The sequence below is a fragment of the Planococcus notacanthi genome, from assembly GCF_030407825.1.
In the GTDB taxonomy this organism is placed as follows: Bacteria; Bacillota; Bacilli; order Bacillales_A; family Planococcaceae; genus Planococcus; species Planococcus notacanthi.
This window is the reverse complement of the sequence record NZ_JASDCQ010000006.1, coordinates 39,086-63,603: the sequence shown is the minus strand read 5'-3', so window position 1 is coordinate 63,603 and position 24,518 is coordinate 39,086. Positions and strand designations below refer to the sequence as shown.

23 protein-coding genes and 1 riboswitch are annotated in these 24,518 nt (G+C 45.8%); of the genes, 19 read left to right on the top strand and 4 right to left on the bottom strand.

Annotated elements, in window-relative coordinates:
* From gatA to QMA01_RS16645, 4 genes are all read left to right on the top strand, one after another.
* Positions 1 to 1,470 carry an Asp-tRNA(Asn)/Glu-tRNA(Gln) amidotransferase subunit GatA gene (gene gatA, locus QMA01_RS16660; RefSeq protein ID WP_191716816.1) on the top strand — a complete coding sequence of 490 codons (1,470 nt, stop codon included), beginning with the start codon at positions 1 to 3 and terminating at the stop codon, positions 1,468 to 1,470.
* A complete protein-coding gene (gene gatB, locus QMA01_RS16655; protein ID WP_191716815.1) occupies positions 1,467 to 2,897 on the top strand; it encodes an Asp-tRNA(Asn)/Glu-tRNA(Gln) amidotransferase subunit GatB in 1,431 nt (476 codons plus the stop codon). Before gatA ends, gatB begins: the two co-directional genes overlap by 4 nt.
* 341 nt (positions 2,898 to 3,238) lie before the next feature.
* Positions 3,239 to 3,799, top strand: a complete 561-nt coding sequence (locus tag QMA01_RS16650) for a thioredoxin family protein (protein WP_290215517.1) — start codon at positions 3,239 to 3,241, stop codon at positions 3,797 to 3,799.
* Between the two features lie 113 nt (positions 3,800 to 3,912).
* On the top strand, positions 3,913 to 4,827 hold the full coding sequence (locus QMA01_RS16645) for a diacylglycerol kinase (protein ID WP_290187126.1): 915 nt from the start codon (positions 3,913 to 3,915) through the stop codon (positions 4,825 to 4,827).
* A gap of 69 nt (positions 4,828 to 4,896) precedes the next feature.
* Here the strand turns inward: QMA01_RS16645 and QMA01_RS16640 are convergent, their stop codons facing one another.
* Complete coding sequence (locus tag QMA01_RS16640; RefSeq protein WP_191716812.1) at positions 4,897 to 5,325, bottom strand: NUDIX hydrolase; 429 nt, start codon at positions 5,323 to 5,325, stop codon at positions 4,897 to 4,899.
* A 200-nt stretch (positions 5,326 to 5,525) separates the two neighbouring features.
* Between QMA01_RS16640 and QMA01_RS16635 the strand changes: the two genes are divergently transcribed.
* The 6 genes from QMA01_RS16635 (at position 5,526) to QMA01_RS16615 (ending at position 11,412) form a co-directional block, all read left to right on the top strand.
* The gene (locus tag QMA01_RS16635; RefSeq protein ID WP_191716811.1) at positions 5,526 to 6,872 is read left to right on the top strand and encodes a cytochrome ubiquinol oxidase subunit I; all 1,347 of its coding nucleotides are present in this window, start codon (positions 5,526 to 5,528) and stop codon (positions 6,870 to 6,872) included.
* A complete protein-coding gene (locus QMA01_RS16630) occupies positions 6,869 to 7,897 on the top strand; it encodes a cytochrome d ubiquinol oxidase subunit II (RefSeq protein WP_191716810.1) in 1,029 nt (342 codons plus the stop codon). The genes QMA01_RS16635 and QMA01_RS16630 overlap by 4 nt, the downstream gene beginning before the upstream one ends.
* 14 nt (positions 7,898 to 7,911) lie before the next feature.
* A complete protein-coding gene (gene cydS / locus QMA01_RS18230) occupies positions 7,912 to 8,022 on the top strand; it encodes a cytochrome bd oxidase small subunit CydS family protein (RefSeq protein ID WP_404825543.1) in 111 nt (36 codons plus the stop codon).
* Positions 8,023 to 8,247: 225 nt separating this feature from the next.
* Positions 8,248 to 9,612 carry a 23S rRNA (uracil(1939)-C(5))-methyltransferase RlmD gene (rlmD, locus tag QMA01_RS16625; RefSeq protein ID WP_191716809.1) on the top strand — a complete coding sequence of 455 codons (1,365 nt, stop codon included), beginning with the start codon at positions 8,248 to 8,250 and terminating at the stop codon, positions 9,610 to 9,612.
* Positions 9,613 to 9,754: 142 nt separating this feature from the next.
* Entirely contained in the window at positions 9,755 to 9,919 is a 165-nt protein-coding gene (locus QMA01_RS16620; protein ID WP_191716808.1) for a Fur-regulated basic protein FbpA, read from the top strand.
* A 44-nt stretch (positions 9,920 to 9,963) separates the two neighbouring features.
* Positions 9,964 to 11,412 carry an amidase family protein gene (locus QMA01_RS16615; RefSeq protein ID WP_290215516.1) on the top strand — a complete coding sequence of 483 codons (1,449 nt, stop codon included), beginning with the start codon at positions 9,964 to 9,966 and terminating at the stop codon, positions 11,410 to 11,412.
* Positions 11,413 to 11,445: 33 nt separating this feature from the next.
* On the opposite strand, the gene QMA01_RS16610 is transcribed toward QMA01_RS16615, so the two are convergent.
* Positions 11,446 to 12,306, bottom strand: coding sequence for a TetR/AcrR family transcriptional regulator (locus QMA01_RS16610; RefSeq protein ID WP_290215515.1), 861 nt, complete (start codon positions 12,304 to 12,306; stop codon positions 11,446 to 11,448).
* 174 nt (positions 12,307 to 12,480) lie between these two features.
* On the opposite strand from QMA01_RS16610, the gene QMA01_RS16605 reads away from it, so the two are divergent.
* The 4 genes from QMA01_RS16605 (at position 12,481) to QMA01_RS16590 (ending at position 17,372) form a co-directional block, all read left to right on the top strand.
* Positions 12,481 to 13,950: an MDR family MFS transporter gene (locus tag QMA01_RS16605; protein WP_290215514.1), complete on the top strand. Its 1,470-nt coding sequence runs from the start codon at positions 12,481 to 12,483 to the stop codon at positions 13,948 to 13,950.
* Positions 13,951 to 14,055: 105 nt separating this feature from the next.
* Entirely contained in the window at positions 14,056 to 15,216 is a 1,161-nt protein-coding gene (locus tag QMA01_RS16600; protein WP_290215513.1) for a DEAD/DEAH box helicase, read from the top strand.
* Positions 15,213 to 16,442 (top strand): aminopeptidase, encoded by a 1,230-nt coding sequence (locus QMA01_RS16595; RefSeq protein WP_290215512.1) that lies wholly within the window; start codon positions 15,213 to 15,215, stop codon positions 16,440 to 16,442. The genes QMA01_RS16600 and QMA01_RS16595 overlap by 4 nt, the downstream gene beginning before the upstream one ends.
* A 12-nt stretch (positions 16,443 to 16,454) precedes the next feature.
* Positions 16,455 to 17,372 (top strand): SGNH/GDSL hydrolase family protein, encoded by a 918-nt coding sequence (locus QMA01_RS16590; protein WP_290215511.1) that lies wholly within the window; start codon positions 16,455 to 16,457, stop codon positions 17,370 to 17,372.
* A gap of 280 nt (positions 17,373 to 17,652) precedes the next feature.
* On the opposite strand, the gene QMA01_RS16585 is transcribed toward QMA01_RS16590, so the two are convergent.
* Entirely contained in the window at positions 17,653 to 18,726 is a 1,074-nt protein-coding gene (locus QMA01_RS16585; protein ID WP_191716800.1) for a M20 family metallopeptidase, read from the bottom strand.
* A 146-nt stretch (positions 18,727 to 18,872) separates the two neighbouring features.
* Positions 18,873 to 18,971: riboswitch (TPP riboswitch) on the top strand.
* Positions 18,972 to 19,068: 97 nt separating this feature from the next.
* Here QMA01_RS16585 and thiT point away from each other — a divergent pair.
* A complete protein-coding gene (gene thiT / locus QMA01_RS16580) occupies positions 19,069 to 19,650 on the top strand; it encodes an energy-coupled thiamine transporter ThiT (protein ID WP_290215510.1) in 582 nt (193 codons plus the stop codon).
* A 156-nt stretch (positions 19,651 to 19,806) separates the two neighbouring features.
* Entirely contained in the window at positions 19,807 to 20,559 is a 753-nt protein-coding gene (map, locus tag QMA01_RS16575; protein ID WP_290215509.1) for a type I methionyl aminopeptidase, read from the top strand.
* A 110-nt stretch (positions 20,560 to 20,669) separates the two neighbouring features.
* Here map and QMA01_RS16570 read toward each other — a convergent pair whose 3' ends face one another.
* On the bottom strand, positions 20,670 to 21,404 hold the full coding sequence (locus QMA01_RS16570) for a tryptophan-rich sensory protein (RefSeq protein ID WP_290215508.1): 735 nt from the start codon (positions 21,402 to 21,404) through the stop codon (positions 20,670 to 20,672).
* 194 nt (positions 21,405 to 21,598) lie between these two features.
* Between QMA01_RS16570 and QMA01_RS16565 the strand changes: the two genes are divergently transcribed.
* The 3 genes from QMA01_RS16565 to QMA01_RS16555 all read left to right on the top strand — a co-directional run bounded on the left by QMA01_RS16565 (position 21,599) and on the right by QMA01_RS16555 (position 24,518).
* Positions 21,599 to 23,398 (top strand): M3 family oligoendopeptidase, encoded by a 1,800-nt coding sequence (locus tag QMA01_RS16565; protein WP_290215507.1) that lies wholly within the window; start codon positions 21,599 to 21,601, stop codon positions 23,396 to 23,398.
* A gap of 1 nt (position 23,399) precedes the next feature.
* Positions 23,400 to 23,948, top strand: a complete 549-nt coding sequence (locus QMA01_RS16560; RefSeq protein WP_290215506.1) for a GNAT family N-acetyltransferase — start codon at positions 23,400 to 23,402, stop codon at positions 23,946 to 23,948.
* A gap of 87 nt (positions 23,949 to 24,035) precedes the next feature.
* Positions 24,036 to 24,518: a DinB family protein gene (locus QMA01_RS16555; protein ID WP_290215505.1), complete on the top strand. Its 483-nt coding sequence runs from the start codon at positions 24,036 to 24,038 to the stop codon at positions 24,516 to 24,518.

Sequence of the window (24,518 nt, the reverse complement as noted above, 5' to 3'; positions counted from 1 at the left end):
ATGTCATTAGTGGATAAAACAGCTGCAGAATTGCAGGAAATGATACATACAAAAGAAACGACGATTGCTGAAATGACGCAACAGGCGTTTGACCGCATCGAAGCTCTTGAACCAAAAGTGGATGCATTTCTTGCATTGAACAAAGAACGCGCAACCGAACAGGCCGCAGAAATGGACAAAGTGCCTTTTGCTGAACGCGGGCCGTTATTTGGTTTGCCGATTGGAGTAAAAGACAATATTGTAACAGAAGGCTTGGAAACAACAGCTTCCAGCCGTATTCTAGAAGGTTTCAATCCAATCTATAACGCAACGGTTGTAGAAAAATTGAAAGAAGCTGGAATGGTGACTGTCGGGAAATTGAATATGGATGAATTCGCAATGGGTTCTTCCAATGAAAACTCGTATTACAAGAAAACGAAAAACCCATGGGATCTTGAAACAGTGCCAGGCGGTTCTTCAGGCGGTTCTGCTGCTGCAGTCGCTGCTGGAGAAGTACCATTCACTCTGGGATCAGATACCGGCGGATCGATCCGGCAGCCTGCTGCATTCTGTGGTGTAGTTGGCATGAAACCGACTTATGGCCGTGTTTCGCGCTTTGGCTTGATCGCTTACGCTTCTTCGTTGGATCAAATCGGTCCGATCACAAGAACCGTTAAAGATAATGCTTTATTGTTGAATGCCATTTCAGGGCATGATGACAAGGATTCAACTTCTGCCAATGTAGAAGTTCCGGATTTTGCTGCTGCCTTGACAGGCGACATTACGGGACTGCGCATTGGTGTTCCAAAAGAGTATTTTGGTGAAGGTGTCGGCGAAGCTGCAAAACAAGCTGCTCTTGACGCTTTGAAAGTGCTTGAAGAAAGAGGCGCCATCTGTGAAGAGATTTCACTTCCTCATTCGAAATACGCGTTGGCGACTTACTATCTATTGGCTTCTTCTGAAGCATCTTCCAATCTTTCCCGCTTTGACGGCATCCGTTATGGCTACCGCACGGAAAAAGCCGGAAGCCTGCTGGAGTTTTACATGAATACCCGTTCTGAAGGCTTTGGCGATGAAGTCAAGCGCCGCATTATGCTTGGCACTTATGCATTAAGCTCAGGCTATTACGATGCATATTACAAAAAAGCACAAAAAGTCCGTACGCTGATCAAAAAAGACTTTGATGATGCTTTTGAAAAATACGATGTCATCATCGGTCCGACAACGCCGACACCGGCGTTTAAAATCGGTGAAATCATCGACGATCCATTGACGATGTATGCCAATGATATTTTAACGATTCCAGTAAACTTGGCTGGCGTACCTGCCATTTCCGTTCCTTGTGGATTCGACAACGGCTTGCCGCTTGGCTTGCAGATCATCGGGAAATATTTTGACGAAGAAACCGTATATCGTGTGGCTGATGTTTTTGAGCAAGCGACCGATTTCCATAAAAAAACTCCTCAAACATGGGAGGGAGCAGCAAAATGAACTTTGAAACGATCATCGGACTTGAAGTCCATGTAGAACTTAAAACAGAATCCAAAATGTTCTCTCCTGCACCGGCTCATTTCGGCGCAGAGCCGAACACGAACACAAACGTGATTGACCTTGGTTATCCAGGCGTTCTGCCAGTCGTCAACAAAACGGCAGTGGATTGGGCAATGAAAGCTGCACTTGCATTAAACTGCCAAATTACCCGCCATACCAAATTCGACCGGAAAAACTATTTCTACCCGGATAACCCGAAGGCTTATCAGATTTCTCAATTCGATCAGCCAATCGGCGAACACGGCTGGATTGAAATCGAAGTAAAAGGCGAGAAGAAACGCATCGGCATCACGCGCCTTCACATGGAAGAAGATGCAGGGAAACTGACGCATACCGGCAATGGCCATTCCTTGGTCGACTTTAACCGCCAAGGGACACCGTTGATCGAAATCGTTTCGGAACCTGATATCCGCACAGCTGACGAAGCTTACGCTTACCTGGAAAAAATCAAAGCAATCATTCAGTACACAGGTGTTTCAGATGTACGCATGGAAGAAGGTTCGCTGCGTTGCGATGCGAACATTTCGCTTCGTCCGTTCGGCCAGGATGAATTCGGCACGAAGACCGAATTGAAGAACTTGAATTCATTCAACTTCGTCCGCAAAGGCATTGAGCACGAACAGATTCGCCAAGAGCAGGTTCTGCTATCAGGTGGGATCATCGAACAGGAAACACGCCGCTACGACGAATCAACAGGCAAAACCTTGTTGATGCGCATCAAAGAAGGATCTGATGATTACCGTTACTTCCCGGAACCGGATCTGGTCGACATTGTCATTGATGATGAATGGCTGGAGCGCGTCCGTGCTGAAATTCCGGAATTGCCGGATGCCCGCAAAGCCCGCTATGTTACGGAGCTTGGCATGTCTTCGTACGATGCTATGGTTCTGACATTGGCAAAACCAATTTCCGATTTCTTTGAAGCGACAGTAGCTGCCGGCGCTGATGCCAAACTGGCTTCGAACTGGCTGATGGGTGAAGTATCAGCTTACTTGAATGCTGAACAAAAAGAGCTGGAAGATACGGCTTTGACTCCTGAAGGTTTGGCTGGCATGATCAAATTGATTACGGATGGCACCATTTCATCTAAAATCGCCAAGAAAGTCTTTAAGGAATTGATTGAAAAAGGCGGCGACGCGAACGATATCGTCAAAGCGAAAGGGCTTGTCCAAATCTCAGATGAAAACACATTGCGTGAATTTGTCACAGCAGCACTCGACAACAACCCACAATCGATTGAAGACTTCAAAAACGGCAAAGACCGCGCGATCGGTTTCCTTGTCGGGCAGATCATGAAGCAGACGAAAGGGCAGGCAAATCCGCCATTGCTCAATAAAATCCTTCTTGCAGAAATTGCAAAACGATAAAAGATACCACTAGTAAAAGGGCGGTCCGTAAAGGGCCGCTCTTTTTTTATCGATTTACAGGTACAAAATATGAGTATTTAGACTGGCCATAGCTCTGGGGAACTTAGCATGGGGCCGAGTCGTCTTTAAAACGAGTGTCGTGCTAATTCTTCGAATAAAGCGCTGGAAAAGGCTATTTCTGCATCTGAGCCTTGAAGACTTTGCTGGAGAACAGTAAACTGAGGATAAAGCGAAATTACAGTCAATGGAATTTTCTTAATTCATTATGGATTTGGAAAAGATCCAAACGGGGTTATCGCCCGGCTGGCCACCAGTAAAGCAGACAAAGGAGAAGTGATTAGATGATGACCGAACAGGAATATTTTGCACAAGGCATTACGTTGGAAAGTTACATGGCTCAAATGGAGTCAAATCAACAAAAGTCTTACAGTATATACGAAAAGTTTGAATTGCCTGAGGATCCGGGATTCATGGCGTTGCTGAAAGAGAAAAAGCCTCATGTACTGGTCATTACAGAAGACTGGTGCGGGGATGCCATGATGAACAATGCCATCTTGCGGAAAATCGCGGATGCGGCTGACTTGGATGTCCATTGTGTATACCGTGACGAAAACTTGGAATTGATGGATCGTTATTTAACGAATGGAGGACGTTCCATTCCGAAATACATCCTCCTGTCGGAAGATGGCCGGGTATTGGGAGACTGGGGCCCGCGAGCATCTAAAGTGCAGGAATTCGTCGATGAGAAGAAATCGGTTCTGCCTGAAAAGGAAGATCCGCAATACGACCTTCACATGAAGACGGTCATTAGTGAAATTTCAGATGGCTTTGTTTACAACGAAGAGTTTTGGAATATTGTCTATGAAGATTTGCGCAAGGCATTTGAAACGGCCTTAAAATAAACAAGGGACGCTGTCCACAAAAAAGGACAGACATCCTGCAGGACAATGTTAACAAGGAGTCCACAAATTTTTCCTGACTTATTTTTATAGGAAGTCCAGAAAGGCTGAATCTGATGAAACGTGCACGCATAATATACAATCCAACTTCCGGCCGTGAATTATTCCGTAAACATTTGCCCGAGGTTCTGGAGAAAATGGAACAGGCCGGATACGAAACTTCCTGTCATGCAACGACTTGTGAAGGTGATGCGATACAAGCTGCTAAAGTTGCCGTAGAACGAAATTTTGATTTGGTGATCGCCGTCGGAGGAGATGGCACACTGAATGAAGTCATTTCAGGGATTGCTAAATTTGAGAAGCGGCCGAAAGTGGGCCTGATACCGATGGGGACGACGAATGATTTTGCGCGCGCTGTCCATATTCCACGTGATATCAACAAGGCCGTTGATATTATTCTCAAAGGGGATTCAATTCCAGTGGATATCGGCTTGATGAACGATGATCGGTATTTCATCAATATTGCAGGCGGCGGAAGAATCACCGAGTTGACTTATGAAGTGCCAAGCAAACTGAAAACGGTTCTTGGCCAAATGGCTTATTATTTGAAAGGCATCGAAATGTTGCCTTCCATCCGGTCTTCGCGCGTCAAAATTGAATACGATGGCCAGATTTTTGATGACAGTGCCATGATGTTCTTAATCGGTTTGACCAATTCGGTTGGTGGATTTGAGAAACTGGCACCAGATGCCAGCATCAATGACGGCAAATTCACGTTGCTGATTTTGAAAGAGCTCAATATGGCGGAGTTTATCCGTGTTGCCTCTTTGGCTTTGCGGGGAGAGCATTTGTCGGACCCTCATGTCATTTATGCGAAAGCCAGTAAAATTACAGTGACGACAGAAGAACGGGTGCTCTTGAATTTGGATGGGGAATACGGCGGCGTCTTGCCGGCGGTATTTGAAAACCTGGCAAGCCATATTGAAATGTATGTCCCGCTTGATTCATTAAAGGAACATGACCGCAAATAAAAAGCTGGAAAATGGAGTGTCTCTCCGTTTTCCAGCTTTTTATATTTATAAACTCAAGTAATCCTTTGCTTACAGGAGTTCGATGGCTTTGTCCTGTTCTGCTGCAAGCTGCGGCAGGTTCTTAATTGGTTCCCAACGGAACAGCAAGGTCATGCCATTGTCACGGCCATGGCTTTTAATGGTGTGTTCAAATTGTTCGACCGGTTCACCTGTGTATTCAAATTGAAAGATGTTCCGTTCATACGCTTTGTCCTGATGCTCAGGATAGTAGGTATACTTATGGATTTTCCCGACGAATTCAAGAACATCGCTTGGCAATCCTGTTTCTTCTTTTACTTCTCTGTATAAGGCATCAATCAACAGTTCGCCTTCTTCGATTGTACCGCCCGGCACCTGCAATCCGACTTCCGGTTCTCCTTTGTACTCGAAAACCAGCAATTCGCGATTTTCTTCATCGCCTCTTGTGATATATGCAAATACTTTCCGTTTTGTTCTCATGCTGCATCACCCTTTTTTATTGTTCTCTTTAGAATACTAAAAATTGAGAAAAATTACAATTCTTTTTACTTTCTTTGTCACACCTTATTCAAAGTTTGGCTGGAAAACAAGGCTTGGGAGGCGTTTTGGAAATAGGGTTTGATGTACAATAGGAACTATAGAAACAGTGAATCAAATGCATAAAAAAGGAGACGAGTAGATTGGACTTTCAAGATCCGGCTTTTCTGAGTCGCATCCTAACGCTATTGACTCTATCGTTCCACATTCTTTACGCAACGATCGGCGTAGGTGTCCCTCTTATGATTATGATTGCCCAGTGGGTGGGCATTAAGAAAAAAGACGATCACTACATTTTGCTGGCACGCCGTTGGGCCAGAGGATTCGTCATTACTGTTGCAGTAGGTGTTGTGACAGGTACGGCAATCGGTCTGCAATTATCTCTATTATGGCCGAATTTTATGCAGCTGGCAGGGAACGTGATTGCCCTTCCGTTGTTCATGGAAGTATTCGCATTTTTCTTTGAAGCTATTTTCCTGGGGATTTATCTTTATACATGGGATCGCTTTGAAGACCAGCGGAAACATTTCCTATTGCTTATTCCAGTTGCATTGGGTGCAGCAGCGTCATCTGTTTTCATTACGATCGTCAATGCCTTCATGAATCAGCCGCAAGGTTTTGAAGTGCTGAACGGTGAAATGGTCAATGTCAGCCCGTTGCTGGCTATGTTCAGCCCGGCAGTGCCGACCAAAGTGGCACACGTCATGGCGACTGCTTTCATGACCAGTGCATTTTTACTGGCTTCGATAGCGGCATTCCGGATGCTGCGCGGTTCGACACATATTTATCATAAGAAAGCCTTATTCCTCACTATGAAACTGGGGCTGGTGTTTGCCATTGCCACGGCATTGATTGGGGATTTCTCAGGCAAATATTTAGCAGAGTACCAGCCGGAAAAATTGGCGGCTGCTGAATGGCATTTTGAAACGGGAGAAGAAGCAGAATTGATTCTTTTCGGTGTGTTGGACGGGGAAGAAGCGAAGTACGCCATAAAAATCCCGTATGCCTTGAGCATTTTGGCACACAGCAATCCGTTTACAGAAGTAATTGGCCTCAATGAATTCCCGGAAGATGAAATACCGCCGCTGTGGATCCATTATCTATTTGATACGATGGTGATGATCGGCATGTGGTTGGCATTGTTCTCCTTTGTCTATGTGGTGGCCGCTTGGCGCGGCTGGACATTTATCCAGGCTAAATGGTTCCGCTGGTTGACTGTAGCCGGAGGACCTTTGGCGCTCATCGCCATTGAAGCAGGCTGGTGGTTTACAGAGGTCGGACGACAGCCTTGGATACTCAGAGGCCATATGAAAGTCAGTGAAGGGGCAACTACGAGCGGCCAAGTGGACTTGATGATTATCCTGTTTGCTGGTTTGTACATCATCCTCGGGATCGGAACAGTTGTCGTCTTGTCCAGAATGTATAGACGCAATCCAGTTGAAAAAGAATTGGCGGCACGTGAAAATGCTAAGGGCGGTGAAGAACAATGACATTGGAAATTATCGGCATCTCCGTTCTCTGGCTGTTTTTGTTCCTGTACGTCATCGTCGCATCGATTGATTTCGGTGCCGGCTTCTTTAATGCCTATAGCTCATTTATCGGCAAACAGCATATATTGACAGGCATCATTCAACGTTACCTGTCACCTGTATGGGAAGTCACCAACGTATTCTTTGTGTTCTTCTTTGTCGGGATTATCGGATTTTTCCCGCAGACTGCGTTTTATTACGGCACAACGCTGCTGGTTCCGGCGAGCCTTGCATTGATATTGCTGGCAATCCGCGGTTCCTATTACGCATTCGCGACTTACGGGGCAAAAATCAACCATAGAGGATACATCTACATGTACGGTTTGTCCGGGCTATTGCTGCCGGCAGCTTTGTCGCCGGTATTGGCCATGTCCGAAGGCGGGTTCATCAAAATGGATAATGGCCAGCCTTACCTGGATTACTGGACCCTATTTACCAGCCCATTGATGTGGAGTATCGTAGTTTTGAGTTTAACGGCCGTACTTTACATTTCAGCTGTGTTCCTGACTTGGTATTCTTCCAAAGCAGGCGATTTGAAAGCCAACGAACTGATGCGCAAATATGCATTGATCTGGGCAGGTCCTGCCATCATTACAGCAACCGGAATCATCTACGAACTGCGCGGCCATAATCCGGAGCATTTTGCACGCATCCTCGATTTATGGTGGGTATTCGCCGTATCGTTCCTGCTGTTTGCGGGAACAGTCTACTTGATTTGGAAAAAACGCCATTACGGCTGGGCCTTCATTTTATTGATGGGGCAATTCTTTACCGCATTCTTTGCGTATGGGGCATCGCATTACCCATATCTGCTGTATCCGTATTTGACGATTTACGACAGCTTTACAAATGAAGCGATGGCCATTGCGCTGATCATCGCGTTCATCGCAGGCTTATGCCTGTTGCTGCCATCGCTTTACTTATTGTTCCGCTTATTCTTGTTCGATAAGGATTATGTCGAAGGCAAATCGGATTACCACGCATAAAGGAGGCATTATCCATGCAGGATTTCATGATATTTTATGCACCATTCCTGGTTTTGTTCGGATCCATCATTTTCGGATTCTGGTTCTCACTGAAGGATGGCCCCGCTACAAAAGATAAAAAATAGAGACGCGCGCAGGCCTTTGCCTGCCGCGTTTTTTCTGTTTAAATAGAGTTTTAGTTCTTGATTCCTGTCTGGACTTTAATGCCTAAATTCTAAGGTTATAAGCCACTTCAGCAGTGTGGCTGAAAAACACCGCTTCGCTAGAATGTCTTATGCCTGTCGAATTTAAGACGGGCACTTTTTCTTTTCTTGTTGTATGATAAGTAAATGTGAAATGGAGTGAACTTTTTGAAACCAGTAAATAAAAATGACCGGATAACGGTCCATGTAGAAGATTTGACGCATGACGGTGCAGGCGTAGCGAAAGTAGAAGGCTACCCGTTGTTCGTCCCAGGCGCGTTGCCGGGGGAAGACGTAGTTGTGCACGTTTTGAAGACGTTGAAATCCTATGGCTTTGCAAAGCTTATTGAAATAAAACAGTCATCGCCTTTTCGTGTTACAGCTCCTTGCCCGGTCTTCGACACGTGCGGAGGCTGCCAGATTCAGCATCTGTCCTATGAAGGGCAAATGACCTTCAAACAAAAATTGGTGCGCGATGCCATCACACGGATCGGCAAATTGCCGGACGTGCCGGTACATCCTGTAAAAGGGATGGAACATCCATGGCGCTACCGCAATAAGTCCCAGATTCCATTTGGCACACAAGATGGCAAAGTAGTTGCTGGATTTTATCAGCCGCGTTCGCATGACATTGCCGACACGGATATCTGCCTGATCCAGACACCGGAAGCCGACGCTATAATGGTGTCACTCAAAAAGAGTTTGGCTGAAATGGGCATTGAGCCTTATGAGGAAGCAACGCACCGCGGCATGCTTCGCCATGTAGTGGTCCGAAAAGCGCGTGCTACTGGGGAAATCATGGTGGTTCTGGTAACCAAGAAAAAGAAATTCCCTCAAGCGGCACATGCCATTGAATTGATTCAGGCGACTGTTCCGGAAGTGACATCAATTGTCCAAAACATCAATAGCGAAAAAACCAATGTCATTTTTGGCGCTGAAACCCTGACGCTTTGGGGCAAAGATGTAATAGAAGACCAAATCGGCGATGTGCGTTTTGAGATTTCTGCGCGTTCATTCTACCAGATCAATCCTGAACAAACAGAAGTTCTCTATGGCCAAGCTTTGGAATACGCTCAATTAACCGGAAAAGAAACGGTAATCGACGCATATTGCGGAATCGGGACCATTTCCTTGTTCCTTGCGCAACAGGCTGAATTCGTGATGGGGGTTGAAATTGTGCCCCAAGCGATAGAAGATGCCAAACGCAATGCGGAATTAAACGGTTTGTCTAACACTTTGTTTGAAGCCGGACCAGCCGAACAAGTCATTCCGCGCTGGTACAAAGAAGGCAAGAAAGCGGATGTCTTGGTTGTTGACCCTCCGCGCAAAGGCTGTGATGAGCAGCTGCTGCGGACGATCCTTAAGCAGCGCCCGACACGTGTGGTTTATGTATCCTGCAATCCGGCAACATTGGCACGTGATCTGCGCATATTGGAAGACGGCGGCTACCGCACAAAAGAAGTGCAGCCCGTCGATATGTTCCCTCAGTCCACTCATTGCGAAGCAGTGGCGTGGCTGGAGTTGGCAGAATAAATAGAGTGAGCCCGATCAGCTATTAAAGCTGATCGGGCTCTTTTCAACTTTTTGGTTAAAATAGGCTAATTTGATGTTAACAGGTTTTAACCGTATAGAGCGGAGGGTAAAGACAAGAGAATACATCAAGAAGGAGAGAACGATGAAAATGGTGCAGATACCCGAGTCAAAATTCACGGATAAACGTGAAACCATCATTCAGGGACTGGTCGAAAAGAACGTGTTCAAGATCAACGGACGCCAGCTGTATGAAACCTCACTCTATGAATTAATGAAAACCTATACAGAGACTGACCAAGCCGGCTGATTCCGGCTTTTTTCAATGCCTTATATAAATGGGAGGAAGAATCCATGCACAATAAAGAATTGGAAAGCTACCGCCAGGAACGGCTTGATGAAATGACAATCGAGGAAATGCAGGAGGCGATGGACAAAGGGGAGCTCACTTCCGAAGAACTTGTTCTCATGTATAAAGAAAATATTTCGTTACGAGACAAAAATACAGACGCTGTACTGGAGATGAATCCGGATGCTTTGCTGACTGCGCAAGCGCTTGACTTTGAGCGCCGGCAAACCGGTCCGCGTTCCGCTCTGCACGGCATTCCGGTCTTGGTGAAAGACAATATGGACACCTGTGATAAGATGCATACCAGTGCAGGGTCTTTAGCATTGAAGGATCATTATGCTCTAAAAGATGCCAAAGTGGTGAAAAAATTGTGCCAGGCGGGTGCCGTGATTCTCGGCAAAACCAATATGACGGAATGGGCGAATTTTATGTCCGATAAAATGACCAATGGCTATAGCTCGAGAGGCGGACAAGTGAAAAATCCATATGGTGAATTTGACGTGGGCGGTTCAAGTTCAGGGTCCGCCGCAGCTGTCGCTTCGAATTTGGCGGCGGGCGCAATCGGAACAGAAACGTCGGGATCGATCATTAATCCCGCTGCACAAAACAGTTTGGTCGGAATCAAGCCCACCGTCGGGTTGGTGAGCCGCAGCGGCGTCATCCCGTTGTCTCATACACAGGATGTTCCAGGTCCTTTAGGGCGGACTGTAGCAGATGCTGTAGCGCTTTTGGAAGTGATCATTGGCGTCGATCCGGATGACAAGATTACAGCATTTGCGGCTCAGTTTGAGGATTATGACTGGCGCAGCCATATGAAGAAAGACGGGCTTCAAGGTGTTGCATTGGGAGTAGCGAGAGGGCTGTTTAAAGAAATCAATGACGAACAGGCTGAGCTTTTTGAACAGGCGTTGGATGCGCTTCGTGAATGCGGGGCGGAAATCGTAGACGAAGTTGATCTGGGCGTCGAGCAGGAAGACCTTGGATTTGCGGTGTTGCTGCATGAATTCAAGGCGAACTTGAATGCGTATTTGGCGAAGTCCAATCCGGACCAACGAATTCGTTCCTTGGATGATGTCATCGCTTTCAATAATGAGCATGCAGAGAAAATGCTGAAGTTTGGACAGAATTTGCTGGAGCAGGCTAATGGGATGAGCGGCATGCTAACGGAAAGAGAATACGTCGAAGCATTGGAACGCAACCGCTTTTTGGCGGCAGAGCGTGGAATGAAGAATGTCCTGGAGAATATCGGTGTGGATGCGTTGGTATTGCCGCAGGATTTTGGCTGCAACATAGGTGCGGCTGCAGGCTTCCCATCAATTACAGTGCCTTTTGGCTTTAGTCCATCGGGTGAGCCTTTTGGTATTACGTTCGCTGGCCAAGCATTCACCGAACCGACACTGATTGAATACGCATATGCATTTGAACAAGCCGTCAAAGGACGGCGAAAACCATAGAAAAAAGCAGCGTCCTTAACAGGCGCTGCTTTTTTATGCAATTTCATCTAAATGTTTCCACACCTGTTCAATCATAATCGACAATTCAGCTTCAGTCCGGTCATCATTAGCCAATGTGGTAAGGACACTTTCGATCAGTGCTTTTCTTGGAGTTTCCGTAGCCAGCTCAGTTGCCAAAAATTGCACGAGCTGTTGCGTGTTCTTCTGTTTTTTCAATTTCTCGGCGTATGTTGCCAACATTGGAGACAGTTCCTCTAATTCGATGTTGTCGGCAGATTTAGCAAGCGGCAATTTCAAGTTGCCGATAAATGTATCTTTAGCCGCTATTTGGAGTGCGATGGTCGCCTGCAGCCTCCGGATGACAAAAGAAGAAAGCTTGTCTGCCGGCAGAGCATCTTTGGATACAAGACGCCAGATATGGATCAGCTGCTGGACATAGCCGTGTACAAATGCCGCATTTTCCAGTGCATAGGGAGCCGCTTCTTTGCCGAAAACATCAATGATTCGGGATGAGATCCATTCCATTTCCAAAGAGTACTGTTTAATAGAAAAGGATTTCAATTCCGGTTCCTGTGAATAGAAGATGCTTTCATAGAGAGAAAAGAGATTTTTTTCAAGGTTGAGTTTGATGCGGATAAATAATTGCTCCGCCAATACTTCCGGATCATTGGATTGCTTGCCGACAGCAGCCGCCATTCGCCGTTGCCTGATTTCACTGCCGATAGAATCCATGATGGCCATTAGGCACTCTGCTTTGGATCCAAAGTAATTGTAAAAAGTTCCTTTCGATACAGTCGCTTCATCCAGGATATCCTGAATAGAAGAAGAATTATAGCCTTTATTGATGAAAAGATCATACGCCGCATTTAGGATTTGCTGTTTTTTAGGATTCATATACCTCACCTTTATACCGATAGTCTAATGTTATAATAACTTTAAAACTCTTATATATCAACGTTTTTAACTTTATCGGATAAAATGCTTGAAAAAAATATACAGGCGGTATAGAATAATGCAATGGAGAAAGAGAAAAAAATAAAGAGTACCATTTACGGAGGAAACACAAAGATGAAAGAACAGAAAAAAACGCCTTATGGCATTATAGCCATTCTCTTTACGGGAGCGTTCGTTGCAATTTTTAACCAAACTTTATTGAATATAGCATTGCCTGAAATTATGCTCGATCTGGGGATTGATGCATCGACAGCGCAGTGGCTAGTTACAGGTTATATGCTGGTCAACGGAATTCTGATTCCAGCCAGTGCCTATTTGATCCAGCGGTATTCCAACCGCTCAATTTTTATCGTAGCGATGTCCTTGTTTGCACTCGGAACGCTATTGGCCGCAGTGGCGCCCGTATTCAGCGTATTGCTGGCAGGGCGCATGATTCAAGCGGCCGGATCTGCTTTAATGATGCCTTTATTGATGAACGTCATGCTTGCGGCATTTCCAGTTGAAAAACGTGGATCGGCAATGGGTGTATTCGGACTTGTTATGGTCGTTGCCCCTGCAATCGGGCCGACCCTTTCCGGATTTATTGTCGAACATTACTCATGGCGTGTGCTTTTCTGGATCGTCTTGCCAGTGGCATTGATTCCGTTGGCATTAGGGATCTTCAAATTGAAAAACCTGACATTCCAAGACAGAGAAATATCGCTTGATAAAGCGTCGTTGGCTCTTTCCAGTCTAGGGTTTGGCGGGGTATTGTACGGATTTAGTTCTGCGGGTACGATGGGGTGGACCGATCCAGTTGTTATGGTGACCATTGCTGTTGGTGTTATTTCACTCGTTATTTTCGGTTTCCGTCAATTGAAACTGGATAAGCCTCTACTGGAAATCCGGATTTATAAATACCCAATGTTCGCATTGTCATCAGCGATTTCAGTGGCCATTTCCATGTCCATGTTTTCAGCGATGATTCTCATGCCAATTTACATTCAGACCATCAAAGGAATTTCGCCGATCGACTCAGGCTTGCTGATGCTGCCAGGTGCACTGGTTATGGGCTTCATGTCTCCAGTCACCGGCCGGTTGTTTGACCGGTTCGGCGCAAAAGTGTTGGCCATTCCCGGCTTGGCGATTGTTGTGCTGACGACGTTCATGTTCAGCCAATTGAGCCTGGATTCCAGCTACTTTAGCATCATGATGATCTACACGTTGCGCATGCTCGGTATTTCTATGGTCATGATGCCGGTCATGACCAATGGATTGAATACATTGCCGATGAAAGCTTATCCGCATGGAACGGCCATCAATAATACCTTGCAGCAAGTTGCGGGTGCGGTCGGTTCAGCTTTCCTTATTACCGTGATGAACACACGCACGGAGTCGACAGCAAAAGAGTTGGCGGCGGCTGGAACAGCTCCTGAAAGCATCATGAACTTAGCTATGCTGGATGGCATCAATTTCTCGTTTTTCGTTTCCACTTTTATCGCGTTAGTGGCATTGCTGTTGTCTTTCTTCATTAAGAAGCCGGTACGTCCGGTCACTGAAGCGGAAAAAGAGATCGTCTACCGACAAAAAGAAGTAACTGAATAATCGATTGAACCAGTCCTTGGGAGGGCTGGTTTTTTTTGCGTGAAAAAGGCGTCAAAACAACAAATATGGTACACTAAAAGCATTGAAAAGAAGGTGGAATCGCAGATGACTTTTGTAAATGAATTAAGCCCGATGTGGCAAGAAAAATGGGGAAAAGCTGGATTTAAAACAGCTATGCCGATCCAGGAACAGATGATTCCGGAAATGTTGGCGGGCAATGATATCGTTGCTGAATCGCCAACAGGATCGGGTAAAACATTGGCTTACGTATTGCCGATACTGGAACGTGTCAATCCCGAAAAGCAGGCAATCCAGGCAATGATCGTCGCTCCGTCGCAGGAGTTATCCATGCAGATCGTCAACGTATTGCGTGAGTGGACAGAAGGGACGGATGTCACCGTTACACAATTGATTGGCGGGGCAAATATGCAGCGACAATTAGAGAAGTTGAAGAAAAAACCGACGATTGTCGTAGGGACGCCTGGACGTTTAAATGAATTGGTGAAAACCAAAAAACTGAAAATGCATGAAATCCGGATATTGGTACTGGATGAAGGCGATCAATTGATGGCACGCGAACACCGGGGCATCATGAAAGACCTGATTGAAAAAACTCAGCATGAGCGCCAATTGGTGCTGGTATCCGCTACAATCACCGAAGAAATAGAATTGGTGGCGGAACGGTTGATGCAGCACCCTACACGTCTGCAGGTAACGGCTGAAGATTTGCCGATGCTTGGAAAAGTGACGCATTCATTCATCAAAGTGGATGAGCGTGACAAGACAGAAATGCTACGCAGCCTGTCGCATATTCCCGGCATGAAAGGCTTGGCATTCGTCAATAACCTGGACCAATTGCTGATGAAGGAAAATAAACTGAAATTCCGCGATGCGAAAATCGTGACCTTGCATTCTGAAATGAAAAAAGATGAACGCAAAAAAGCCTTGGATGCTTTCCGCAAAGGTGAAGTTGCTGTATTGATTGCGACAGAAGTAGCAGCGCGCGGTTTGGATATCGATAAAGTAACGCATGTCATCCATGTCGATGTACCGCAAACAGTTGAGCAATACCTGCATCGTTCAGGCAGAACCGGAAGAGCGGGAGCAGGTGGCGAAGTATTGACTTTGCTGGCTTATTCCGATGAACGCCATTACAAGAAATTCACGAAGGAATTGCCTTCCAAGCCTGTCCAAAAAGTGATTCATGGCGGGAAACTGATTGAAGGTTCCAGCAAAACCATTGCTGCAAAGGGGAATAAACGATGAATTTTCAAGAGAAGCTTGAGCAATATGCTGATTTGACGGTTTATGTAGGATTGAATGTCCAAAAAGGACAATTAATCGTAATCAATACGACGACTGACACGCTTGAATTCACACGCCTGGTTGTCAAGAAAGCATATGAGGCAGGGACCAAGCGGGTCCAAGTCAATTATGAAGATCCTGTTTTGACACGGACGCATTTCGAATTGGCGCCAGATGAGGCATTTCAGGAATATCCGGAATGGTCTGTCGTTCAACGCGATGAAGTGATCAATACAGGCGGGGCCTTCCTGTGGATTGACGCTGAAGATCCGGATTTGCTGACGGGCATTCCGACCAAGCGCCTGGCTGATTCACAAAAATCTGCCGGCAAAGCATTGGAGCGTTATCGCCAAGCGGTCGGTACAGATAAAGTGGCTTGGTCGATCGTCGCTATTCCTTCACCGAAATGGGCACAAAAAGTCTTTCCGGATTTGCCGGCTGAAAAACAGATGGACGCCTTATGGCAAGCCATCTTCAAAACAGTGCGTATCGGCGAAGGTGATGCGGTCGAAGCTTGGAAAAACCATATCGCTTTGCTGGAACAGCGCGCTGCTCAATTAAACGATAAACGCTATGTGAAGTTGCAGTACACTGCACCTGGCACAGAATTGACCATTGAACTTCCCGACAAACATATTTGGATGTCCGGCGCTTCAAAAACGCCTCAAGGCAATCCGTTTATCGCCAATATGCCGACAGAAGAAGTTTATACGGTGCCGTTAAAACATGGAGTCGACGGCAAAGTCCGCAATACAAAGCCGCTGGTATATCAAGGCAATGTCATTGACGGGTTTACGCTGACTTTTGAAAAAGGCAGAATTGTGGAAGCCAAAGCGGAGACAGGGCAGGAACTTCTGGATGAAATGATTGCTGCAGATGAAGGTGCGGCTTACTTGGGGGAAGTGGCGTTGGTGCCGCATCATTCGCCAATTTCCGACTCCAATATTCTGTTCTATAATACCCTGTTTGATGAAAATGCTTCGAACCATTTGGCAATCGGCGACTCTTATCCGACTTGCTACGAAGGGGCACGTGACTTGGAACGTAATCAATTGGCAGCCATCGGTTTGAACACATCAATCGTCCATGAAGATTTCATGATTGGCAGCAACAGCATGGATATTGACGGCATCACTGCCGATGGTTCAAAAGAGCCTATCTTCCGGAACGGAAACTGGGCATTCTAAGAGGTGAATGAGATGAAAAAGTATTGGATTGCGGCAATGGCCGGCTTTCTGCTTTTCAGTGGAACTGCTTCGGCACAGGCCGAACTCAAGGTTCCTGCAGCTTACATCGCTATCGGTGATTCGCTGGCGGCAGGGCAAACACCTGAACGCGAGATAGATGCTGGGTACACCGATATGATTGCACAGGAATTGTCACGCAATCAACCTGTGGGTTTTTACTCGAAAAATTTGGCATTTCCGGGATTTACAACAGCTGACGTATTAGACAGCATCCAATCGGATGAAGCGAAGGAAATGTTGGCGTCGGCCAACCTCATTACTGTTTCAGCTGGAGCAAATGACTTGCTGCGTTTGGTTCAAGGGGATCCGGCGCAGGGGTCGTTGACTTTCCAGCAGATCCAGGCGGATTTTGCACTCAATGAAGCAAGAAAGAATATGGAGTTGATTTTGGCTGAGCTGACTGAGCTCTCTCCGAATGCGGATGTTTATGTGATGGGCTATTATTTCGCTTATCCGCATGTCCGCGACAGCCAAAAATCCGGAACGGCCAAACAACTTGACCGGCTGAATGAAATTCTGGAACGTTCCGCTGAAAAAGCAGGAGCTACATTTGTTTCCGTAGACCAATCGTTCGGTGATGATGCTGTAGACAAAGTTCCGAATGCAGCTGACGTCCATCCGAATGCGGCTGGCTATCAAGCAATGGCCAATGCATTTTTCGGTGAATATCAGAAAACGTGGACGGTTGAAGATTTTGAATTGCCGCCACCGAATCCATTGACATTCGAACAGATTATGGAAGCGCAAGAGCAGGAAGGTGATGGAGGGCAAGAAGAAGAGGAAAGTGAGGCTGAAGAGACAGCCCTACGGCCATCTGCTGGCAGTCCGACCGGTTACCTGGCTTTGCGGGAAGCTTTGCCTTATCTCTAGAAAAGCAAAAGCCTTTGTCGCATAAAAAAGTTCCGGCATGAGTTTCATGCCGGAACTTTTTAATTTAGCGTTTTTTTCCACGCGTCGGAGGTTGCTGTGTAGAAGCTGGTTGCCCAGCTTTTCCTTGTTTTCTTTTATTTAATATTTTACGGATAATCGGATAAGCGATGGGGCCATATTTTATCGCGGATTTCACTAGTCGTCCAATTGCCATATAAATCTCTCCAATCATAGGGTTAGTAATTAGTATTTTCCCGAATCAGGCAGTGTGCAAACATTTTTACGCTGATTGCGCATGTGCCAACAAAATGTCTTTGTATTCATGGACGCTGGAAATCAAGACATACTCGGCGTTGCCATGCCAGTCATCTCCACTTGGTCCAAATTCAATGGCACCTTCGCCGCCGGTGACGGCTGCATAATACCGTGTATCGGCTGCACCGTGCTGGCCGAATAATACGGCTTCTTTATCAGTCGTTTCGAGAATCGCTTTTTGCAGAGTCTGGATAAATGGGTTTTCTTTTGTTGTTGTCAGCGCAGGTGTTGAACCTGAAGCTTTATAATCCATGTCGATGTTCAAGGTTTCAGCTAATTCTGCTAATTGCCGAACGATTTCCTCTTTATCCTGTCCAGGCATAAAACGGATGTCATAAGACATTTCGCACGTTTCAGGCACCACGTTATAACGGTCTCCTGCTTTAATGATCGGCAGGTTCACCGATGGCTGCTCATAATACTCAGTAGATTCTTTCCGGAATGGCAGCTCTGTTGCAGCCATATGGAATTTCATAGCGGATTCGATGGCATTGATGCCTTCCCAAGGGCGGCTGCCGTGTGCAGGCTTGCCTTTGAAAACCATATCCATTCGTAAAATCCCTTTCGACTGCAATCCGACTTTTAAGCCTGTCGGTTCTCCGCAAATAACAAAATCACCATGGAAGCCTTGCTCGACCAACCACTTAGATGTATTGCGGCCACCGATCTCTTCGTCGGTGACAATATGTAATTGAACTTTTCGGTTCAAACCGCTAGGCTCCAGTTCAATAAAGGCTTGCATCATTGCTGCAACACCCGCTTTCATATCAGCTGCGCCGCGTCCGTAAATGCGGTCTTGTTCTTCGACTGGCACAAACTGTTCTTTATGGCCAGGAACTACATCGACATGGCCATTCCAAACAATGGTCTCATTGCCTTGTCCTTTCTCAGCAGTGAGCATCAAGTAGCCTTTATTGTCGTGGACAGTAACCATTTCTCCTTTTTGTTTCAGCCAGTCGGCACAAAAAAGGAGAGCTTCATTTGCTGCTTCTTTTGTATCACTTTGAATTTTAATCAATTCCTTCAATAATTCAATCATTCATTCGGCAACCCAGAATCCCGGCTGCCTCCACCACCTTTCGGATTTTTTCACTACCATCACTTTACCCTGTCAGAGCTACTTAAAACAGTCTTGCATTAGAAAGAGGCCTTGTGTACAATACAGGTGACTGAATAAATATTTGTATACACCACAAGGGGAGCTTTAGCTGAGAGTGAACAATCTGTTCTTACCCTTTGAACCTGTAAGTTAACACTTGCGCAGGGATGTGGATGGAAACCGGCTCTTACAACGGCGCCAGGCTCTGTCCTGACGCCGTTTTTAATATGGTTTTATTCACGGCCCTTCTGGTGATGTGCACAACACATTAAGGAGGAAGTCATGAGAAATAAAAAAGTATTGTTGATGATGGAGATTGCCATTTTTGCAGCTCTTGGATTTGTATTGGATTTTGTTTCTTTCCGGATGCCGCAGGGAGGTTCGGTCAGTCTGGTGATGATCCCGATTATTTTAATTGCATTTAGGCGAGGGGTCGCTGCCGGTGTACTGACGGGAATATTGGTGGGGTTGCTGCAGATTGTTTCGGGCTTTATTTCTGTCGCGCCTTTATCATTCGGATTTGTTGTCATGCAGGTTTTATTGGATTATCTTCTGGCTTACGGTGTCGTAGGACTGGCTGGTGTCATGCGCACCAAGTATCTGCAGCATGCGCATGCCAAGCAAACCGGCAAGATGTTGGCCGCTATTGTCGCAGGGGTGTTGATTGCATCGGTGTTGCGTTATTTGGTTCACGTCATCACAGGAATCCTGTTTTTCGGTATGTTTGCTGAAGGCAATGTGGTCATCTATTCAGCGATCTATAATGCTACCTACATGATACCTGTATTCTTGCTTGCCGCTTTTGTCTGTGCCGCACTTTTTGCCGCTGCACCCAGATTAGTGGATGCCGCTAATACGAATTAACACAAGCAAAGGGCTTTCCGGGAATTCATTCCGGAAAGCCCTTTTCTGTTTAGGAGTTCGAGCTTGCTTGCTAGTTTTTTCAAATCCGCCAAGAAGCCTCCAGTTTAATTTTGTGGTATAATTCTTGAATAGAAAAGCTTGAAAGAAGGGTCATTGATGATAGCAACTACTGATAAAGAAATTGAAATGCTGAAAAAAGCCGGCCAAATGGTGGCTGAAATTCGCGAGGCGATGAAAGCAGCAACCAAAGCTGGAGTCACTACCAAGGAAATTGACGACTTGGGCGGTAAATTATTCGAGGAGCTGGGCGGAGTTTCCGGTCCGAAATCAGAATATGATTTCCCAGGATATACATGCATCAGCGTTAATGAAGAAGTGGCGCACGGCATTCCAGGCAATCGCGTTATCCAGGATGGTGACATCGTAAATATCGATGTTTCTGGTTCATATGAAGGATATTTCTCTGATACGGGAATTTCCTTTGTTGTAGGCGAAGGGCATCCGGATAAAGAAAAAATATGTGAAGCAGCCGCATCTGCGTTCGACCGTGCGATGACAAAAGTCAAAGCCGGCGCTAAACTCAACCAAATCGGCAAGGCAGTGGAACGTGAAGCAAAAGAACAAGGCTTGTTTGTCATTAAAAACCTGACTGGCCATGGCATCGGGAAATCACTGCATGAAGCTCCTCAGCACATTTTGAACTATTATGATGCATGGGAAACGACCATCCTGAAAGAAGGCATGGTACTTGCAGTAGAACCGTTTATCTCACAGAAAGCTGAACATATCGTGGAATCAGGAGACGGCTGGACATTCATCACACCGGACCAGTCATTGGTTGCGCAAATCGAGCATACTGTGCTTGTGACAAAAGGCGAACCGATTCTTTTGACTAAACTGGAAAAATAACTGGCGCATAAATCGAAAAAGGGATTCGGGGTTTTATCCGGATTCCTTTGCCGTTTTCAAGCCAATAAAAAACGGTAGACAAACTCGTAAAACGGAGTTTGTCTACCGAATCAGTGAACTGCCTCGGCAGTTCTTTTTTTAATTAATAGAACACCGGTTAATATAACGCCACTCAAGAACAAGGCAGCAGTTGTCACCAGCATTTCACCTGTACCGTGTTTAACGGCGATTCCAATAAACGCCCAGATAAAGACCAGTGCAAAGGGAATATCGAAATGATGGAAACGGATATGCAGTGCCAGCGCAGTTGCAACAGTCAACATGATGACGGTCCACAGCTGGTCACTGAGCCCCCAGCCGCCCCAATTGTGGTAGGTCAACACAAAGCTGATGTTGGCGATGGTTGCCACACTGATCCATCCCATGTTAACTGAAATCGGCAGCCGTTCTGTGAACTTTCTTTCCGAGTTGCTGTATTGCAGGTAAAGGGCGATCAATGCCACCAAATAGCCGAGCATCGCGGCGATGGACCAGATGAAAAATTCATAATGCCAAAGCAGCAGCCAGCTGATGTTAAAGACACAACTCAAAACAAAGAACAAGACAATTTTAGATGAAGGGGTTTGTCCCTTTCTTAAATTCACCCAGAAAGCGATGATCCAAATCGCCAGCAATAGATAGATAATAGACCAAATTGAAAATACATAACCGGCTGGCGTAAACAGGACCAGAATCCGGTTTGAAATTTCGCCGGTTGTTTGGCCATTCAGCGGCAAAATGTTTGCTAGAGCATTTGTGACAATCACGGCGAGAAAAGCGATTGTCATAAGCAAAATACGAATCATGCGAAATCCCTCCTTCTTTTCAGTATACCTGTAGCCGTTTCAATCAACAATTAACCATTTCCAAAAGATTCCCTAAAAATGGCGATAAGGTGAAGAGTTTATGGGAGGGAGTGGAATATTGTTCCGGTTCCGGAATAAAAAATGTTATACTAATAAGTGTTTTTAGAAAATTTAGTTTACCAGGGGGAAAAATTATGACAGTCAATTATCCGGAAGTATGGGATTTGGATACATTATTTCCAGGAGGCAGCGAATCACAGGAATTGCGTCAGCATATGGATGACGCGGCCACAAAGCTTTCTGGGTTCGAAGAATCGGCCCAACAGTTCGAAGTTCCTTCTGCAAAAGAAGATGCACAAAAGGTAGCTGATCTGCTGGAACAGATGAGCTTAATGATGAAGCACCTAAGCCAATCCGGTGCATTTATCGGCTGTTTGATGGCCCAAAATACACAGGATAAAAAAGCGGCGATTCTGGATAGTGAATCTTCTTCTTTATCAGCTCGCTTCCAAAATTCCTTCCAAAAAATTCAGCAGGATTTGGCGAAGACAGAAGAAAGCGTTTGGGCAGAATTGTTGAATGAAGAACCTTTGCGCGACTTCACTTTCGTTTTGAATGAATGGCGTGAAGAAGCAAAGATGTTGCTGTCTGAAAAAGAAGAAAGCCTGATTACGGCATTGAGTGTAGATGGCTATCATGGCTGGAGCCAGTTGTACGATATGTTGGTCGGAGAGATCAACGTTACTGTTACAGTCGACGGCGAACCAAAAACCTTATCGGTTGGGCAAGCCAATAATCTAAGTTCCCATAAAGATGCTGGAGTCCGTAAAGAATCTTATGAAAAATTAGAGGAAGCTTGGACAGATAAAGAAGAATTCTTTGCGAAAACATTAAACTCCATCGCTGGCTTCCGTTTAGAAACGTATAAAAAGCGCGGTTGGGATAATCCGCTCCAGGAACCGTTACATATCAATCGCATGAAAGAAGAAACATTGGACGCCATGTGGGGGGCAATCAGCAAGAACAAGCAACCTTTTGTGGCGTATTTAAACCAGAAAGGAAAATTACTTGGAAAAGACGGACTGGACTGGTACGACGTAGATGCACCGGTAACGGAAAGCACACAGCAGTTTTCCTATCAGGAAGGTGCAGAATTCATCCTTAAGCAATTCGGGAAATTCGGACCGGAATTGGAGCAGTTTGCACAGCAGGCATTTGAAAAGGGCTGGATCGAAGCGGAAGACCGTCCGAACAAACGCCCTGGCGGATTTTGTACGGGGCTGCCATTAAGTGAAGAATCCCGTATCTTCATGACTTATAGCGGATCGATGTCCAATGTGGCAACTCTGGCACATGAACTTGGACACGCATTCCATACCTATGCACTGCGCCCTGTGCATTCATTGAACCGCTCTTATGCGATGAATGTTGCAGAAACAGCATCCACATTCGCTGAAATGATCGTTGCGGATGCGGCAGTAAAAAATGCGCAGTCCAAAGAAGAGAAAATTGCGTTGCTGGAAGATAAAGTACAGCGCAGTGTCGCTTTCTTTATGAATATCCATTCGCGTTTCCTGTTTGAAACCCGTTTCTATGAAGAACGCAAAAATGGCGTCGTTCCCGCTTCTCGGTTGAACGAATTGATGGAACAGGCACAGAAGGAAGGATTTGCAGGCGGATTGGCGTCAACCCATCCTCATTTCTGGGCATCCAAGCTGCATTTCTATATCACTTATGTGCCATTCTATAATTTCCCATATACCTTCGGCTATCTTTTCTCGTTAAGCGTTTATGCGAAAGCAATTGAGGAAGGAACCGGCTTTGAAGAAAAGTATATGGCTTTGCTTCGTGATACAGCAGTGATGTCAGCCGAAGACTTGGCAATGAAGCATCTGGGCGAAGATATTACACAACAGGCGTTCTGGGAAAAAGGAATCGCTTTATGTGTCCAGGATGCCGAGGAATTTATTTCGCTGACATCTGCTGAGGTTTGATATGAATTTGCTTTTCGAGGGGAAGACCTGTTATTTGCGCAGCTTGGCGATTGAAGACGCAGAAGAAATGGTGCAATTGCTGCTCCGAAACCGGGATTACTGGTCTATCTACGAACCGCGCCACCGGGACAGCTATTTTTCTGCAGCTGTTCAGCGGGAAAAAATCCGCGAGTCGATTTATCAGGCAAGGGAAAACCGGGAGTACAGTGTGGGAATTTTTGAGCATGAGACGAATAAGTTGATCGGCCATATTTCTGTATACAGCGTAAAGCGAATGCCTTTTCTAAGCGCTTTGGTCGGCTATTCAATCGATGAAGCTTATATCGGCAAAGGCATTGCCACAGAAGCGGTAAAGTTGATGACTGCTTTCGGCTTTGAACAGCTTCGCCTTCACCGGATCGAAGCATATGTATCTCCTGAGAATATCGGTTCTATCCGTGTATTGGAGAAAACCGGGTTTCGTCAGGAAGGCTTGCTGAAGGAGTTCCTTTACATCAATGGCGAATGGAAAGACCATTATTACTATGCCATGATTGAAGACGAGTTTTGAAAGGGCAAGGCCACCTATAAAAAATGGTGGAAAGAGATGCAACGCTGGTTTGAAACGTGAATAAAAGCGGAGGAAGGTGTGCAGAAGATGAATAAAGATAAATTATTCTCTTATCATAAATGGGCGACACAGGCCTGTTTGGAGCACGTTCAAGGGTTTGGCGAAGAGCTTTATCAAAAAGAAGGAGCGAATTCATTTTCTTCGATTCAGGCGACGGTTGCCCATGTCATTGGGGTGGAAAAACTATGGCTGATGCGGATGAATGGTGTAGAAAAGCCGGTATTTGAACATTATGATGTGGAGACGACTGACAAAGCGATAGAAGCGTTTATGCTGCTCCATGCAGAAATGGAATTGTTTTTCGCTTCATTATCCGAAGAGCAGTGGCAGGAGACACTCTATTATCAGAACATGCGTGGCGACAATCTGGCTACTTCACGCGAAGATATGCTCTTTACGGTTGTTAATCATGCCAGTTACCATCGAGGGCAAATCACATCTTTCCTCCGTCAATTCGGCAAAGAAGGAATTCCGCTCGATTATATTTATTTCCAAAAACAAAACCGCTGA